Origin of the sequence: Herbiconiux ginsengi (assembly GCF_900107435.1) — a bacterium.
Classification (GTDB): Bacteria; Actinomycetota; Actinomycetes; order Actinomycetales; family Microbacteriaceae; genus Herbiconiux; species Herbiconiux ginsengi.
This window is the reverse complement of sequence record NZ_FNPZ01000001.1, coordinates 1,194,385-1,210,271: the sequence shown is the minus strand read 5'-3', so window position 1 is coordinate 1,210,271 and position 15,887 is coordinate 1,194,385. Positions and strand designations below refer to the sequence as shown.

General features: G+C 67.9%; 14 protein-coding genes. 7 read left to right on the top strand and 7 right to left on the bottom strand.

The window, feature by feature from the left end; translation table 11 throughout:
* Nucleotides 1-2: 2 nt before the first annotated feature.
* From BLW00_RS05830 to BLW00_RS05820, 3 genes are all read right to left on the bottom strand, one after another.
* Entirely contained in the window at nucleotides 3-926 is a 924-nt protein-coding gene (locus tag BLW00_RS05830) for a metal ABC transporter solute-binding protein, Zn/Mn family (protein WP_092550436.1), read from the bottom strand.
* A gap of 169 nt (nucleotides 927-1,095) precedes the next feature.
* On the bottom strand, nucleotides 1,096-2,151 hold the full coding sequence (locus BLW00_RS05825) for an ABC transporter ATP-binding protein (protein WP_092550433.1): 1,056 nt from the start codon (nucleotides 2,149-2,151) through the stop codon (nucleotides 1,096-1,098).
* Nucleotides 2,135-3,133 (bottom strand): ABC transporter ATP-binding protein, encoded by a 999-nt coding sequence (locus BLW00_RS05820; RefSeq protein WP_092552049.1) that lies wholly within the window; start codon nucleotides 3,131-3,133, stop codon nucleotides 2,135-2,137. The genes BLW00_RS05825 and BLW00_RS05820 overlap by 17 nt, the downstream gene beginning before the upstream one ends.
* A 158-nt stretch (nucleotides 3,134-3,291) precedes the next feature.
* Here BLW00_RS05820 and BLW00_RS05815 point away from each other — a divergent pair, with 158 nt between their 5' ends.
* Genes BLW00_RS05815 through BLW00_RS05785 form a run of 7 tightly spaced genes read left to right on the top strand, consistent with a single transcriptional unit; the run spans nucleotide 3,292 to nucleotide 11,209 of the window.
* Entirely contained in the window at nucleotides 3,292-4,500 is a 1,209-nt protein-coding gene (locus BLW00_RS05815) for a dipeptidase (protein WP_092550430.1), read from the top strand.
* The gene (locus BLW00_RS05810; protein WP_092550427.1) at nucleotides 4,500-6,116 is read left to right on the top strand and encodes an ABC transporter substrate-binding protein; all 1,617 of its coding nucleotides are present in this window, start codon (nucleotides 4,500-4,502) and stop codon (nucleotides 6,114-6,116) included. The genes BLW00_RS05815 and BLW00_RS05810 overlap by 1 nt, the downstream gene beginning before the upstream one ends.
* Before the next feature lie 29 nt (nucleotides 6,117-6,145).
* The gene (locus tag BLW00_RS05805) at nucleotides 6,146-7,108 is read left to right on the top strand and encodes an ABC transporter permease (protein ID WP_092550424.1); all 963 of its coding nucleotides are present in this window, start codon (nucleotides 6,146-6,148) and stop codon (nucleotides 7,106-7,108) included.
* A complete protein-coding gene (locus tag BLW00_RS05800; RefSeq protein WP_245741304.1) occupies nucleotides 7,105-8,016 on the top strand; it encodes an ABC transporter permease in 912 nt (303 codons plus the stop codon). The genes BLW00_RS05805 and BLW00_RS05800 overlap by 4 nt, the downstream gene beginning before the upstream one ends.
* 8 nt (nucleotides 8,017-8,024) lie before the next feature.
* On the top strand, nucleotides 8,025-9,236 hold the full coding sequence (locus tag BLW00_RS05795) for a M24 family metallopeptidase (RefSeq protein WP_092550421.1): 1,212 nt from the start codon (nucleotides 8,025-8,027) through the stop codon (nucleotides 9,234-9,236).
* A 33-nt stretch (nucleotides 9,237-9,269) separates the two neighbouring features.
* Nucleotides 9,270-10,178 (top strand): alpha/beta fold hydrolase, encoded by a 909-nt coding sequence (locus BLW00_RS05790; protein ID WP_092550418.1) that lies wholly within the window; start codon nucleotides 9,270-9,272, stop codon nucleotides 10,176-10,178.
* Nucleotides 10,179-10,180: 2 nt separating this feature from the next.
* Entirely contained in the window at nucleotides 10,181-11,209 is a 1,029-nt protein-coding gene (locus BLW00_RS05785) for an Lrp/AsnC family transcriptional regulator (protein ID WP_092550415.1), read from the top strand.
* A gap of 4 nt (nucleotides 11,210-11,213) precedes the next feature.
* Here BLW00_RS05785 and BLW00_RS05780 read toward each other — a convergent pair whose 3' ends face one another.
* Genes BLW00_RS05780 through BLW00_RS05765 form a run of 4 tightly spaced genes read right to left on the bottom strand, consistent with a single transcriptional unit; the run spans nucleotide 11,214 to nucleotide 15,842 of the window.
* Complete coding sequence (locus BLW00_RS05780; protein ID WP_092550412.1) at nucleotides 11,214-12,584, bottom strand: dihydrolipoamide acetyltransferase family protein; 1,371 nt, start codon at nucleotides 12,582-12,584, stop codon at nucleotides 11,214-11,216.
* Nucleotides 12,585-12,595: 11 nt separating this feature from the next.
* Nucleotides 12,596-13,618, bottom strand: a complete 1,023-nt coding sequence (locus tag BLW00_RS05775) for an alpha-ketoacid dehydrogenase subunit beta (protein ID WP_092550409.1) — start codon at nucleotides 13,616-13,618, stop codon at nucleotides 12,596-12,598.
* On the bottom strand, nucleotides 13,615-14,754 hold the full coding sequence (locus tag BLW00_RS05770) for a thiamine pyrophosphate-dependent dehydrogenase E1 component subunit alpha (RefSeq protein ID WP_092550407.1): 1,140 nt from the start codon (nucleotides 14,752-14,754) through the stop codon (nucleotides 13,615-13,617). Before BLW00_RS05770 ends, BLW00_RS05775 begins: the two co-directional genes overlap by 4 nt.
* Complete coding sequence (locus BLW00_RS05765; RefSeq protein ID WP_092550404.1) at nucleotides 14,751-15,842, bottom strand: histidinol-phosphate transaminase; 1,092 nt, start codon at nucleotides 15,840-15,842, stop codon at nucleotides 14,751-14,753. Before BLW00_RS05765 ends, BLW00_RS05770 begins: the two co-directional genes overlap by 4 nt.
* Nucleotides 15,843-15,887: the final 45 nt, after the last annotated feature.

Sequence of the window (15,887 nt, the reverse complement as noted above, 5' to 3'; positions counted from 1 at the left end):
CACTACTGGCCGAGCGCGGCCGAGACGGCGTCGAGGTTCGCCTTCATCCAGCCGAAGTAGTCGACCCCGTCGGGCAGCGTCTCGGTGACGCCCACCGCGGGGATGCCGTTCTTCTTCGCGGCCTCGATCACCGCATCCGTCTGCGGCCCGCCGGTCTGCTCGTTGTAGACCAACAGTTTCACGGCATGACTGTCGAAGAGCGCGAGCGCCTCCTGCAGCACCGTCGGCGGCACGTCGGTGTCTCCTTCGATCGCCTCGCTGAAGGCGTCGGGCGTGCGGTTGTCGAGCCCGGCTGCCTCGAGCAGATAGAGCGGCACGGGCTCCGTGATGGCGACACCCGAGCCGGAGTACGTCGCCTTGATGTCGGTCTCGGCCGCCTCGAGGGTGGCGAGCTGCGCTTTCACGCTCTCGCCGTTGGCCTGGAAGACGGATGCGTCACCGGCGTCGAGGGCGGACAGCTCCGTCACGAGCGAGTCGACCAGCTTCTGCATGGTGGGGAAGTCGTACCAGAGGTGCTCGTTGAACTCGCCCGAGGCCGGCTCCTGGTCGTAGCCGGAGATGTCGGCCACGTTCAGCACGGTCACCTCGGAGTTGTCGGCCGCCGAGAGCATGGTGTCGACGAAGTCGTCGTAACCGCCGCCGTTCTCGATCACGATCTGCGCCTTCGAGAGCGAGAGCTGGTTCTGGCCGTCGGCCTGGTATTCGTGCGGATCTTTGTCGGGGCTGTCGATGATCGACGTCACGCTCGCGAAATCGCCACCGACGGCCTCGGCGAGACTGCCGTAGACGTTGGTGGAGGCGACGATGCGGATGCCGTCGCTCGCGTCGGCGGTCTCGGCCGAGGTGCCGGAGGAGCAGCCGGCCAGTCCGAGAGCGAGCGCGGCCGCCGTGGCGGCCAATGCGGTGGAGAGGACGTGTCGTTTCACGTGGGGTGCCTGTCTAAGTCGGGAACGACTCCACGCTACCTAATTGATAATGATTTTCAAAATCACCCATTCATCCTCTTCACGACTCGCCAAAATCCGCCCCTTTCGCGCGCGAAAGAGGGCGGATTTTGGCGGGTCGCGAAGAGGGAGGAGGGAGGAGGGAGGAGGGTTAGAGGGCGGGGGCCTCGGCGAGCGCCTGCTCGGCGTGGTGGCAGGCCACCTCGCGGAGGTCGAGGGAGCGCAGGGGCGGCTGGGAGGTGCGGCACTCGTCGGTGGCCAGCCAGCAGCGGGGGTTGAACCGGCAGCCGGCCGGCGGGTTCACGGGGGAGGGCGGCTCGCCCCCCAGCACGCGGCGCCGCGAGAGCTTGCCGCGGTCGGCACGGCTGTGCGACGGCGTTGCCGAGAGCAGGGCCTGGGTGTACGGATGCGCGGGCGTGTCGTAGACCGTCTCCGTGTCGCCGAGCTCCGCCATGCGGCCGAGGTACATCACGCCCACCCGGTCGGCGATGTGCCGCACCACCGAGAGGTCGTGCGCGATGAACAGGATGGCGACGCCGAGCCGTCGTTGCAGGTCGGCGAGCAGGTTGATCACCTGGGCCTGCACCGAGACGTCGAGCGCCGAGACGGCCTCGTCGCACACCAGCACGTCGGGGTCGAGGGCGAGCGCGCGAGCGATGCCGATGCGCTGCCGCTGGCCGCCCGAGAACTGGTGCGGGTAGCGCGACATCATGTCGGGGGCGAGGCCCACGAGGCCGAGCAGTTCGGCCACCCGATCGCGCCGCACCGGGGCGGGCGCCGACCGCGTGGCCGCCATGGGTTCGGCGATGATGTCGCCCACGTTCATCCGTGGGTCGAGCGAGGTGTACGGGTCTTGGAAGATCATCTGCACGCCGCGGCGCAGCAGCTTGCGGTCGCTCGCGCGGCCCTTCGTGACATCCGTGCCGTGATAGAGCAGCGACCCTCCGTCGGGCTTCTCGAGGCCCACCAGCATGCGCGCGAGCGTCGACTTTCCGCAGCCGGATTCACCCACGATGCCGAGCGTCTCGCCGGCGTGCAGGGTGAGGCTCACACCGTCGACCGCGGAGACGTGGGTGGGGCGCAGGCGCGAGCCCCCCGTGAAGGTGCGGCGGAGGTCGGTGGCCTCGAGCACCACGCGGCGCTCGGACGCGTTCGTGAGAGCGAGTCCGCCGGATGCGCCCGCGACGACGTCAGCTGACGAGTTCATGCAGCAGTTCCTCCGATCGGTGGCACGCGGATGCGCGTCCCGCCGCCACGTCGACGAGCGGCGGCCGCTCGGTGCGGCAGATGTCGATGGCCATGTGGCAGCGCGGGTTGAACGAGCAGCCGGGCGGGGTCTGGGCAGGGCTCGGCGGGGAGCCCGGAATGGTGAGCAGGTCATGGCCGCGCGCCGCGGCATCCGGAACCGAACGCAGCAGGGCCTGGGTGTACGGATGGGCGGGCAGGTCGAGCACGGTGTCGGCGTCGCCGCGCTCCACGATGCGCCCGGCATACATCACGGCCAGGCGGTCGGCGACCTCCATCACCACGCCGAGGTCGTGGGTGATGAGCAGCACGCCCATGCCGAGCTGGTCGCGCAGCCGCCCGAGCAGGTCGAGGATCTGCGCCTGCACCGTCACGTCGAGCGCCGTGGTCGGTTCGTCGGCGATCAGCATCTCGGGCTCGAGCGCGATGGCCATGGCGATCAGGATGCGCTGGCGCATGCCGCCGGAGAACTGGTGCGGATAGTCGTCGACGCGGTTGTTCGGGGCCGGGATGCCGACGAGTCCGAGCAGTTCGATCGCCGCGGCACGCGCCTGCTTGCGGGTGGCCCCCCGGTGCACCTTGAACAGCTCGCCGATCTGGTTGCCGATGGTCATCACGGGGTTGAGCGCCGAGAGCGCATCCTGCAGCACCAGGCTCATCCGTTCGCCGCGCATCAACCGACGCTCCTCCTCGGAGAGGGCGAGGATGTCGGTGCCGGCCACGTCGAGCGAGGCGGCCGAGACCCGGGTGTACTCGTCGGTGAGGCCCATGACGGCGCGGGCGGTCACCGACTTGCCCGAGCCGGATTCGCCGAGCAGCGCCACGAATTCGCCCCGCGCCACGTCGAGGTCGACGTTGCGCACGGCACGGATCTCGCGCCCACCGCCGGTGAAGGTCACGTTGAGGTCGCGCACCCGCAGAGCGGGGGTGCCGGCCGTTGTCATCTCGTCTGCCACCACTCCATCATCACCCCTCGCCGTTACCGAATTGTTTCAAGCATGCTAAATCTATGCCGAAAAAGATCAAGAGAGTTGACAAACTTGCCGGAAATCGAAGAGGTTGTCTAAAGCAACGCCGGACTTTCCCAAGAAAAGGAGATCAGATGCTTGATCCCGCCGCGGCCTACAAGGGCTACACCGCCTACGACTACCTGGAAGCAGGAAAGGACTACAAGGAGTTCACCTACGCGAAGCAGATCGGCCGCGTCCCGGCCTACGAGGGTCTGGGCCTCAGCTCGGCGGAGGAGGAGCGCACCCGCAAGCTCCTGGCCGAGGAGACCGTCATCTCGCTGCACGACCACGTACAGGTCTTCCCGGAGGACATGGGGCAGCTGCGCGACCACATCCGCCAGGGCCGCGAACCAACGGGCTACGAGGGTCTGTCGCGCTCGGGCATCACCGCCGTTTTCGACAACGGAATGGACGGCACCTGCTGCATCTCGAGCGACGCCGGCTGGAAATACCAGGACGTGCTGTTCGACCTCGGCGTGCGGATGGCCGACCTCGCCCACCAGGACTTCGTGATCAAGGCCGAGTCGGTGAAGGACATCGAGCGCGCCCAGGCCGAGGGCAAGGTCGCCCATGTCTTCGCGCTCGAGGCGGCGACCATGATCGAGAACGAGGTCGACCGGCTCGACGTGCTCTACGGTTTCGGCGTGCGCCAGATGGGCATCGCCTACTCCGAGCAGAACACCCTGGGCTCGGGCCTCAAGGAGCGCGGCGACGGCGGACTCACCTACTTCGGCGAGCGCGCGGTGGAGCGGATGAACAAGCTCGGCATCGCCATCGACATCTCGCACTCGGGCGACCGCACCTGCGTCGACGTGATCAAGGCGTCGACGCAGCCGGTGTTCATCACGCACGCCGGGGCCCGCGGCCTCTGGCCGACGAACCGCATGAAGACGGATGAGACGATCATCGAGTGCGCGAAGCGCGGCGGCGTGATCGGCATCGAGGCGGCGCCGCACACCACGCTGTCGCCCCAGCACCCGTCGCACTCGCTCGAGTCGGTCATGGACCACTTCCAGTACTGCGTCGACCTGGTGGGTCTCGAGCACGTGAGCTTCGGACCTGACACGCTGTTCGGAGACCACGTGGGGTTGCACCACGCCTTCTCGTCGAACCTCTCGATCAGCCAGGCGCACGGACACGTCGAATACGAGGAAGTGGAATACGTCGACGGCATCGAGAATCCCGCCGAAGAGTTCTACAACATCATCGGCTGGCTCGTGAAGCACGACTACTCAGACGACGAAATCCGCGCCGTCGTCGGAGGCAACACCATGCGGGTCCTGAAGGAGGTTTGGGTTTAATGCGAAAACGAAGTCTGGTCATCGCGACGCTCGCAGCGAGCGTCGCCCTCACGCTGAGCGCCTGCGCGCCCTCAGCTCCCCCCGAGGCGTCGAGCAGCGCGGCAGCCGCGGGCAACGACACGCTCACCATCGCGACGACGACGGATGTGGTGAACTACAACCCGCTGATCGGCAACAGCCGCAGCGACTACTGGATCACCAACCTGATGTACCCGCACCTGATGTCGATCGACGACACCGGCAAGAAGACGCCCGAGCTCGCCACCGAGTGGGGCTACGTCGACGACACCACGGGCTACTACGTGATCCGCGACGACATGAAATGGAGCGACGGCGAGCCCGTCACCGCCGAAGACGTGGCCTGGACCATGAACGCCGTGAAGAAGGACGCCCCCTCGGGCACCTTCTACGGCCAGCTGGCGAACTTCGACTCGGCCACCGCCGTCTCCGACACCCGGGTCGAGGTCAAGCTCTCGAAGCCCGACTCGTCGATCATCGAGGAGATCGGATTCTGGGGCAACGTCGTGCCGAAGCACGTGTTCGAGAAGGCCGCGTCGGTGGCCGAGTTCCCGAACGACGGATCGGACGGCGGCTGGGTGGGCGCAGGCCCCTTCACCCTCACCAAGGTGCAGGTGGGTCAGAGCTACGAACTCGACCGCGTGGAGGACTACCCGCTGGTCGACGGCGGCACCCCCATCCCGGCCAAGGTCGTCTACCGCGTGTTCCCGGATGTGAACACCGAGATCCTCGCGCTGCAGAGCGGTGAGGTCGACGCGATCGCGAACGCCCTCCCGCCGGCCCAGGTCGACCAGCTGAAGAACTCTCCCGGCATCACCGTCGAAGAGGTCACGGGCCTGGGTTACGCGCACATGACCTACAACATGCAGAACCCCGATCTCGCGAAGCTCGAGGTGCGTCAGGCGCTCGCCCACGCGGTCGACTACGACGCGATCCGCACGGTCGTGCTGCAGGACCAGGCCGTGTCGACCGGATCGAGCCCGCTGATGCCCGTGCTGAGCGACTACTACGACGACTCGTTGACGGAGTACGAGTTCGACACCGACAAGGCGCGCGAGCTGATGGAGAAGGCCGGTTACACGGCCGATGCCAACGGCAACTTCCCGGTCTCGTTCCGGCTGATCTATTCGCTGCAGGACAGCGTGACCAGCCAGTGGGCGCAGCTCGTGAAGGACTCGGCGGCCGAGGCCGGAATCACCATCGAGCTCCAGGGAACCGAACGCAACACCTACCTGGCGCAGACAAACAAGGGTGATTTCGACATCTACGCCGGCAACTTCGCCATCATGGACGACCCGGTGACGAACTTCACCCTTGCCTACCTGCCGGGCGGCGCGATCAACTACACCTACGTCGACGACCCGCAGCTGAACGACCTGATCGCCCAAGGCGCTGTCACCAGCGACCAGGACGAGAAGATCGACATCATGCGCCAGGCGGCGAAGATCGTGCATGACAACGTCTACGACAACATCATGTACACGCAGAATCTGTTCTTCGCCCACAGCGACAAATGGGACGGATTCATCACCCAGCCGAGTGAGCTGCTGTCGATCGTGAACCCCGAGTCACTCGCCAGCGCCCACAAGGTGCAGTAACACCCGGCCGACAGGAAAGGGCAGCCCGCGTGCCTCGTTCTTCATTCATTCTCCGTCGCCTCGGCAGGGCGGTGTTCACGATCTGGTTCGCCGTGACCGTGACCTTCCTCCTACTGCGGCTGCTCCCCGGAGATCCGGCACTGGCGGTCGCCAGTCCGAACATGACGGACGACGCGCGGGCTGCCCTGCTCACCCAGTACGGGCTCGACAAGCCCCTGATCGTGCAGTACGGCCTCTACCTGATCCAGCTCGTTCAGGGCAATTTCGGGGTCTCGTTCACCCAGTCCATCCCGGTGATGGACGTGCTGCTGCAGCGATTGCCCTGGACACTACTGCTCACCGTCTCGGCCCTCGTGCTGACCACGGCCATCGGCATCCCGCTCGGCGTGCTCGCCGCTTCCAAGCGCGGCGGATTCCTCGACAAGCTGGTGCAGGTGATCGGCGTCACCGGGCAGTCGATCTTCGTGCCGTCGATCGGCGTGCTGCTGCTGTTCGTGTTCGGCCTCACCCTGCGCTGGCTGCCCATCGGCGGCGCCTACGACACCGACGCCTACGGGGCGGCCTGGTACGGCAGCGTCGCGTCGCACCTCATCCTGCCGGCCGTGTCACTCATGCTCATCCAGCTCGGCTCCTACGTGCTCACCATGCGGTCGACGCTGATCGACGCCCTGGGCGAGGACTATGTGACGCTCGCGAAGGCCAACGGCCTGCCCTATCGGCGCATCCTCTGGAAGCACGCCCTGCGCAACGCTCTGCTGCCCACGACGACCCTAATCGGCCTGCAGCTCGGCTTCCTGGTGGGCGGCGCCGTGCTCACCGAGACCGTGTTCGCCTACCCCGGCATCGGCCGGGGCATCTACGAGGCCGTGACCCAACTCGACTTCCCGGTGCTGCAGGGGGCGTTCTTACTCCTCGCCATCACCGTGGTGCTCGCCAACATGCTCACCGACATCGTCTACGGATTCCTCGACCCCCGGGTGAAGACATCATGACCTCTCTCGAATTCGATCCCGCCGCCACGGCCGGGATGTCGACACCCTCCGAGCCCGTCGCCACCGAGAGCGGACGGGCGGGCCTCGCCACCTGGCGGGTCTTCCGCAGGGAGCCGCTCGGCATCGCGTCGCTCGTCATCCTGGCGTTGCTCATCGTGGTCGCGATCGCCGCACCGCTGCTCGCGCCCTACCCGGCGAGCTACGGCTCCGACGTGCTGAAGCCGCCGAGCCTGCAGTACGTCTTCGGCACCGATTCGCTGGGGCGCGACGTGCTCGGCGAGGTGATCTGGGGAACGCAGCAGAGCCTGCTCGTCGCGATCGCGGCATCCGTCATCGCCATCGCGTTCGGCACGCTGGTCGCCGTGCTCGGCGCTTACTTCAAGAAGCTCGACGGGTTCATCAGCGTGATCGTCGACCTCACGCTCTCGCTGCCGGTGCTGCCGCTGATGATCCTGGTCGCCGCCCTCGTCGGGCCCAGCACCGCGACGATCATCGCGGTGGTCGCCGCGTTCTCCTGGCCCGAAGTCACGCGTCTGGTGCGGTCGCAAGCGCTCACCATCGTCAACCTGCCCTACGTCGACGCGGCCCGGCTGATGACGACATCTCCGCTCTGGATCATCTCGCGGCACATCGTGCCCGCCGTCACACCGGTGATCGTGGTCTCGGTGGTCGTCACCGCCTCGCGCGCCGTGCTCTCGGCCGCCGGGCTCGCCTTCCTCGGCCTCGGCGACCCGACCACGTGGTCGTGGGGTCGCATCCTCTACGAGGCTCAGCAGTCCGGCGCCATGTCGAGCGCCTGGTGGCTGACACTGTTCCCCTCCATCGCGATCCTCCTCCTCGTGCTCTCCGCGACGCTGCTGTCGATCGCCTACAACGACGCGCGCAATCCGCGCAACCGAGCCCGGTAGGAGCATCCATGACCCTGACCGACACCCCTCAGCGCTTCTCCCAGCGCCTCGCGCCCGAGTTCTTCGATCGCGTGCAGCAGCGCCTGCTGCCGGCGTTGGAGGAGAACGGATTCGACGCGCTGCTCACCGACGACCCCGAAGACGTGGCTTACCTCACCGGGTTCTTCCACCACCCGTGCGAGCGGCCGGTGGCCGTGTGGCTCGAACGCTCCGGGCGCGTCGTGCTGATGACACCGGAGCTCGAGCGCGAGAACGCCCTCCGGCAGAACGCGCGGGCCGAGGTCGTGTCGTATGCGGAGTTCCCCGGCATCGAGGCGCCGTTCGCCTCGCTGGCCCGAGCCGTCGACCGCGTCGGCGGGGGCTCCCGGATGCGCGTGGGGTTCACCACCCACATGACCAACGAGCGGCTCACGGCGGCCTCGTCCCAGCTCCCGGGCGCGACCTACCTCCCCACCGCGATCGTGACCGAGGCCCGCTACCTCAAGTTCGACGAGGAGATCGCCTTGCACCGTGAGGCGGCGCGGGTCACCGATGTGATGCTCGAGGCCGGAGTGGCCCTGGTGCGCGAGGCCGTGGCATCCGGTGGGCGGCTGCCGAGCGAGGCGGAGCTCAACTCGCACGTCACGGGCACCGGGGTGCGCACCATGTACGCCGAGCACGACGACGTCGTGGTGGTGTCGCCGCTGGCGGGCGCCCTCGTCTACGCCGGCGCCAACTCCGCCTTCCCGCACGGGCTGCCCTCGGGCTACCGGCTGCGCGACGGCGACACCTTCATGCTCTCGCTCGGTTGCGCCGTGGGCGGGCGCTTCGTGGAGGGCGAGCGCACCTTCGTGCTCGGCACGCCCACGGCCGAGCAACGGCTGTACCACGACACCATCCGGCGGGCGCAGGAGATCGGTGGGGCGGCCATCCATCCGGGTGCCGAGTGCCGCCAGGCCAACGCCACCTGCCTGTCGGTCATCGAAAAAGCCGGGCTCGGGCACTACATCCGGCATCGCCAGGGCCACGGGATCGGGCTCGGCATGCACGAGCCGCCCTGGCTCGAGGCCGGCGACGCGACCCTGCTCACGCCCGGGATGGTCGTGTCGAACGAGCCGGGCATCTACATCCCCGGGCACGCCGGCTATCGCATCAGCGACAGCATGCTCGTGACCGAGACCGGATCGGAGCCGCTCACCGCGTTCCCGCGCGGGCTCGACGACTGCACCATCGCACTGTAGAACCACGGAACCACGCAACGACAGGAGTCACCCATGACCGAGGTATCGCCCGAATTCGCGGCAGCCACCACCACCGCGCAGCGGGTCGTCATCAACGGCAACGAACTCGCCGTCGAGGTGCTCGGCCCCGAGGGTGCGCCCGTGATCATCACCCACCACGGCGCTCCCGGCCTCGGCAGTCGCGCCGAGCCGCGCGCCAGCTTCGGGCGGCTCGCCGACGAGTACCGCGTGATGGTGTTCGACGCCCGGGGTTCGGGCGAGAGCGAGGGCTCGGGCGAGTTCAGCCACGAGCAGTGGGCGGCCGACATCGACGGCCTTCGCGAGTGGATCGGCGCCGAGACCATCGTGATGGCCGGCGGCTCCTACGGCGGCTTCATGTCGATGGAGTACGCCATCCGCTACCCCGAGCGGGTGACCGCGATGGTGCTGCGCGACACCTCGCCCGACAACGGCAACGCCCACCTCGCGCGCGAGAACGCCCTGGCCTCCGACCGCGTCACGATCGACATGGAGAAGTTCGACCGCATCGACGAGGGGCGGGTCGCCGACAACGACGACCTGCGCGACTGCTGGCGCGAGATCCTGCCGCTCTACGACTTCCACTACGACCCGGCGTCGGTCGAGAAGAAGGTCGCCGCCACCCCGTACCGCTACGAGGCGCACAACTACGCGTTCTCGAAGAACCTGCCGAACTACGACCTCAAGCCGCAGCTGCCCGGAGTCACCGCACCGACTCTCATCACCGTGGGGCGCACGGATTGGATCACGCCGGTATCGTGTAGCGAAACCATCGCGAGCCTCGTTCCCGACTCGGAGCTCGTGGTGTTCGAGAAATCAGGGCATTCTCCGCAGATCGAAGAGGTCGAGCTATGGACAGCAACAGTTCGGGACTTCTTGCACCGCGTGGCCCCCACGGGCAAGGACAGCACGACGGAGCTCTGACGGTGCGGGCTCTCGACACGCTCGACGACCTCGATCGCCGCATCGTGGTCGCCATGCAGCACGACGGGCGGGCGAGCTGGCGGGCCATCGCCGAGATGGTCGGCTCGTCGACCGCCACGGTGGCGCGGCGCGGCCAGTCCTTGATCGCCTCCGGGGTCATCAAGGTCGCGATCAATCCCGCGCTCGGGGCGACCGGCCAGATCGACTCCTTCTTCATCCGCATCAACTGCGCACCCGGCACCCAGCTCATGGTGGCCGAGCAGCTCGTGGCCCATGAAGACGTGCGCTTCATCACCGTGGTCACCGGGCAGTATGACATCATCGCCGAGCTCGTGGTGAAGGGCGGCGCGACCCACTACCCGCAGCTGCTCGAGGAGCTGCAGTCGATCCAGGGGGTCGAGCGCTGGCGCAGCGACCTCGTGATGCACATCTACAAGGTCTCGTTCGACTGGGGTCGTCAGCTCTTCGCCGACACCCTGGCGCTCCCGGATGCCGGCAACGGCTTCGAGCGCTACGCCGAGCCCGAGAGCTGCAACCCCACGCATTTCGACGCCTCCGACTGGAAGATCATCGACGCGTTGCGCGACGACGGGCGCGAGACCTTCCAGGCCATCGCCGACCGGGTCGGCATGAACGAGTCGAGCGTGCGGCGCCGCTTCGAGCGACTGCGCTCGTCGAAGTGCATCGACATCCTCACCCTGGTGCCCGCTCCGGCGCTCGGGATGGGGGCGGAGACGCTGCTCACGGTGAAGGTGACCCCCTCGCGGATGGACGCCGTCGCGCTCGAGCTCGCGAAGCATCCGGCCATCCGCTATCTCGCGGCCACGCTCGACGAGAACTCGCTGTTCTGCGAGGTGATCCTGCCATCGACCGACGATCTCTACGGCTTCATCACCTCGACGCTCTCGCAGCTGGACGGCGTGGAGGGGTGGACGGCGTCGATGGAGCTGCTCTTCCTGAAGCGCGGCTTCATCGAGACGCCCTGGTGGCGCAGCCAGGTGGCCCAGACGGAGAAGAAGCCCGCCGCCTAGTTGCTCAGTCGAGGAGCAGGGCCGGCTCCTCGAGGATCGACGCCACGTCGGCCACGAAGCGGCTCGCCACGTCGCCGTCGACCACCCGGTGATCGAAGCTCGCGCCCACGGTGGTGACGAAGCGCGGCCGCACCTCGCCGTCGACCACCCAGGGCTTCTGCTTGATGGTGCCGAGGGCGATGATGCCCACCTCGCCGGGGTTGAGGATCGGGGTTCCCGTGTCCATGCCGAACACGCCGATGTTCGTGATCGTGATCGTGCCGTCGGCCATCTCGGCCGGCGAGGTGCGGCCCTCGCGCGCCGTGATCGTGAGCTGCTCGAGCGACTCCGCGAGCGTGCGCATCGACATGTCCTGAGCATCCTTGATGTTCGGCACGATGAGCCCGCGCGGGGTCGCCGCCGCGATGCCGAGGTTCACGTAGTTGCGCACCACGATCTCCTTCTCGGTGAACGCCGAGTTGACCATGGGGTTGCGCTGCACGGCCCAGATCACGGCCTTGGCCATGATGAGCAGCGGCGAGACCTTCACGCCCGCGAAGTCGGCCGAGGTCTTCAGCCGCTTCACGTATTCCATGGTGCGGCTCGCATCCACGTCGACGAAGAGCGACACGTGCGGCGCGGTGAACGCACTGGCCACCATCGCCTTCGCGATCTGCTTGCGCATGCCCTTCACCGGGATGCGCTCCTCCCGCACCGGGGCCCATTGCGGCGTCTCGATGTTGTGGAAGACCTTCGCCTGGTCGGCGTGCCGGATGACGTCGTCGCGGGTGATGTCGCCGATCAGCCCCGTCGGCGTCACCTCGTTGAGATCGACGCCCAGGTCTTTCGCGAGCTTGCGGATCGGGGGCTTGGCGATCACCGGCACACCGGGGATGGGCTGGTGGATGCGCGCCAGCCTCTGGGCGGGAGCCTTCGCATCCGGAGCCTCGCCGATGGCGGGGATGACGGCGGCCGCGCGGGAGCGAGCGGTGCGACGACTGGCGACGTGGCCCTTGATCCCGTACCCGACGAGCACGGCGCCCGACTTCTCCGCCTCGGGCGCGGGCGCCGGAGCGGCCTCCGCCGTGGGCTCGGGCAGGCTGATCACGCCGAGGATCTCGGTCGCCGCCACGGCCGGAGGCGCCTCTTCCCCATCGGTGGCGTCGACCGTGATGATCGCGGTGCCCACGTCGACGGTGGTGCCCTCGGCCACCAGCAGACCCTCGACAACGCCGGCGAAAGGCGACGGCAGCTCCACGAGCGATTTGGCCGTCTCGATCTCCACGATCACCTGGTTGATCTCGATGGAGTCGCCGGGCGCGACCTTCCACGAGACGATCTCGGCCTCGGTGAGGCCTTCGCCCACATCGGGCAGATGGAACTGCGACGTCGTCATTGTCTGAATCCTCAGTAGGCCATGGCCCGGTCGATGGCCTCCATGACGCGGTCGGCGTCGGGGAGGAACAGGGTCTCGAGCTTTGCGGGCGGGAACGGGGTGTCGAACCCCGAGACCCGCAGCACGGGCGCCTGCAGTGAATAGTAGGCGCGCTCCGCCACGGTGGCGGCGATCTCGGAGCCGACGCTCGCGAATCCCGACGCCTCCTGCGCCACCACCAGGCGGCCGGTCTTGGCGACCGAATCGAGGATGGGCCCGTAGTCGACCGGGCTGAGCGAGCGCAGGTCGATCACCTCGGCGCTCACCCCCTCGTCCTGCGCGATCTCGGCGGCCTGCATGAGCACGCTCACCATCGCGCCATGGGCGAGCAGTGTGACATCCGTTCCCGTGCGCACCACACGACTGGCGTGCAGCGGTGCGGCGGTGCCGGCGAAGTCGACCGGGCCCTTCGGCCAGTAGCGGCTCTTCGGTTCGAAGAACATCACCGGGTCGTTGGAGGCGATGGCCTCCTGGATCATCCAATAGGCGTCGTTCGGCGTCGACGGGCTCACCACGCGGAGTCCGGGCGTGTGGGCGAAATAGGCCTCGGGGCTCTCCTGGTGGTGCTCCACGGCGCCGATGTGGCCGCCGTAGGGCACCCGGATGACCACGGGCATCGAGAAGGCGCCCTGGCCGCGGTTGGTGAGCTTCGCGAGCTGCGAGGTGATCTGGTCGAAGCCGGGGTAGATGAATCCGTCGAACTGGATCTCGCAGACCGGCCGGTAGCCGCGCAGCGCCAGGCCGATCGCGGTGCCGATGATGCCCGACTCGGCCAACGGGGTGTCGATCACCCGGTCGCCGAACTCGGCGTGCAGGCCCTCGGTGATGCGGAAGACTCCGCCGAGCGTGGCGATGTCCTCGCCCATGAGCAGCACCTTCGGGTCGTCGGCGAGCGCCTGACGCAGACCGGCGTTCAGGGCGCGCGCCATCGGCAACTCCTCGACCCGGGCGGCGGGACGGGTGGTGCCGGAGGCGGTGGTGTCGATCGTGCTCATGCCTGACCCTCCTCGAACGAGGCTTCGTAGCGTTCGAGCCACAGTTTCTGCTCGGCCATCACCGGGTGCGGTTCGGAGTACACGTGGTCGAACATGGTGGACATCGGCGGCGGTGTCAACGTGAGGGTGCGGTGCCGGATGTCGGCGGCGAAGTCCTCGGCCTCGGTGCGCACCTCGGCGAAGAACGCATCCGACTGGCCGAGCGAGCGCAGGTACTTCTCGAAGCGGACGATCGGATCGCGTGACACCCAGTACTCGTACTCGGCCTCGTCTCGGTACTTCGTGGGGTCGTCGGAGGAGGTGTGCGCCCCGATGCGGTAGGTCAGCGCCTCGATGAACTGCGGACCGCGGCCGGCGCGCGCGTCGTCGAGGTGCTTGGCCGTCACCGCGAAGCTCGCGAGCACGTCGTTCCCGTCGATCTGCACGCTCGGGATGCCGAAGCCGCGCGAGCGCAGGTAGAGCGGGGTGCGCGACTGCACCCGCACCGGCACCGAGATGGCCCACTGGTTGTTCTGCAGGAAGAAGACGTTCGGCGTCTGGCTCGAACTGGAGAACACGAACGCCTCGCTCACGTCGCCCTGCGAAGTGGCGCCGTCTCCGAAGTAGCAGAGCACCGCGGCATCCACCTCGGCGTCGCCGGTGCCGACCACACCGTCGCGCTGCATGCCCATGGCGTAGCCGGTGGCGTGCAGGGAGTGCGAGCCGATCACCAGGCAGTAACCGTGGAAGTTGCCGTTCGTGGGGTCGGTCGGGTCCCAGCCTCCGTGCGTGTTGCCGCGCAGGAGCTCGACGATCGAGAGCATGTCGATGCCGCGCACGTGGCCCACGGCGTGCTCGCGGTAGGAGGGGAAGATGTGGTCCTGCGGCTTGGCGGCGAAGGCGGAACCCACCTGGGCCGCCTCCTGGCCGTGGCTCGGCACCCAGAGCGCCATCTGACCCTGGCGTTGCAGGTTGGTGCCCTCCTGGTCGAAACGCCGCACCACCACCATGTGCCGGTAGAACCGGGCGAGGTCGGCCTCGCTCAGGCGGTCGAGGTACGGGGTGTACTCCTCGGCCGAACCGGTGGGAGCCAACTCACCGTCGGCGGTCAGGAACCGGACGGTGTCGGTCCCGGTCTCGCGGTCGATGTCCGTCATCCGATGAGTCTCGCAATCTCTTCCGCGGCGGCGAGCACGTTCTCGACCGATTCCTCTTCGCCGATGGTCAGCCGCACGCCGTCGGGGAGATAGGCGCGCGCGATGATGTCGTGGGCACGGAAGACCTCGAGGGCCTCCGCCGTGCGTTCGCCGGTGGGGAACCAGACGAAGTTGCCGTGCGGGCGGGGAACGTCCCAGCCCTGCTCGAGGAGCGCCTGCCACACCACTTCACGCCGTGCAGCGATGTTGGCCACGCGTTCCTGCAGCTCCGCACTGCGGTCGAGCGAGGCGATGGCCGCGACCTGGGCGTGGTCGGTGAGGCTGAGCGGCATGATCGTGGTGCGGGCGGCGCCGAGGATCGGGGCCGGACCGATGCCGTAGCCGATCCGCAGGCCCGCCAGCCCGTAGGCCTTCGAGAAGGTGCGCAGGATGACGAGGTTCGGGTAGCGCCGCACCAGCTCGCGGCCGTTCACCGCATCCGGGTCGGTGATGAACTCGGCGTAGGCCTCGTCGAGGATCACCAGCAGATCATCCGGAACCGCGCCCATGAAGGTCTCGAACTCGGCCTTCGTCACGATGGTGGAGGTCGGGTTGTTGGGCGAGTTCACGATCACGAGCCGCGTGCGGTCGGTGACCGCCGCCGCCATCGCCACGAGGTCGTGGCGATGGTCGGGAGTGTTCGGCACCGGAACCGCCGTGGCACCCGGGAGCACCGTCATCCACGGGTACACCTCGAAGGAGCGCCAGGAGTAGACGACCTCGTCGCCGTGACCGGCTGCGGCGAGCGCGAACTGCACCAGCAGCGCCACGGAGCCTGCGGCCACGATCACCTCGTCGGTCTCGACGCCCCACTCCTTCGCCAACCGCGCCGTGATCTCCGGCGCTGCGGCATTCGGGTAGCGGTGCAGCTGCCGGGTGGCGGCGTCGACGGCCTCGAGCACGCCGGGCAGGGGATCGAAGGGGTTCTCGTTCGAGGAGAGCTTGAACCCGGTCGGCGCGGCCGATCCCTGCTTGTAAGCGGGGAGCGCGAGGATCTCGGGGCGCATCTTCACGGGGAAGTGCGACGGGGTACCGGGGTCGGAACTCATCCGTTCATCTTAGTTCGCGCTGTGAAAGCGCCTCTGGAATATATT

What these genes read in the sequence shown, in the direction of transcription:
- BLW00_RS05795 (WP_092550421.1), top strand. Translation starts at nt 8,025, where the DNA reads ATGACCCTGACCGACACCCCTCAGCGCTTCTCCCAGCGCCTCGCGCCC.
- BLW00_RS05765 (WP_092550404.1), bottom strand. Translation starts at nt 15,842, where the DNA reads ATGAGTTCCGACCCCGGTACCCCGTCGCACTTCCCCGTGAAGATGCGC.
- BLW00_RS05820 (WP_092552049.1), bottom strand. Translation starts at nt 3,133, where the DNA reads ATGACAACGGCCGGCACCCCCGCTCTGCGGGTGCGCGACCTCAACGTG.
- BLW00_RS05770 (WP_092550407.1), bottom strand. Translation starts at nt 14,754, where the DNA reads ATGACGGACATCGACCGCGAGACCGGGACCGACACCGTCCGGTTCCTG.
- BLW00_RS05790 (WP_092550418.1), top strand. Translation starts at nt 9,270, where the DNA reads ATGACCGAGGTATCGCCCGAATTCGCGGCAGCCACCACCACCGCGCAG.
- BLW00_RS05815 (WP_092550430.1), top strand. Translation starts at nt 3,292, where the DNA reads ATGCTTGATCCCGCCGCGGCCTACAAGGGCTACACCGCCTACGACTAC.
- BLW00_RS05825 (WP_092550433.1), bottom strand. Translation starts at nt 2,151, where the DNA reads ATGAACTCGTCAGCTGACGTCGTCGCGGGCGCATCCGGCGGACTCGCT.
- BLW00_RS05810 (WP_092550427.1), top strand. Translation starts at nt 4,500, where the DNA reads ATGCGAAAACGAAGTCTGGTCATCGCGACGCTCGCAGCGAGCGTCGCC.
- BLW00_RS05780 (WP_092550412.1), bottom strand. Translation starts at nt 12,584, where the DNA reads ATGACGACGTCGCAGTTCCATCTGCCCGATGTGGGCGAAGGCCTCACC.
- BLW00_RS05800 (WP_245741304.1), top strand. Translation starts at nt 7,105, where the DNA reads ATGACCTCTCTCGAATTCGATCCCGCCGCCACGGCCGGGATGTCGACA.
- BLW00_RS05775 (WP_092550409.1), bottom strand. Translation starts at nt 13,618, where the DNA reads ATGAGCACGATCGACACCACCGCCTCCGGCACCACCCGTCCCGCCGCC.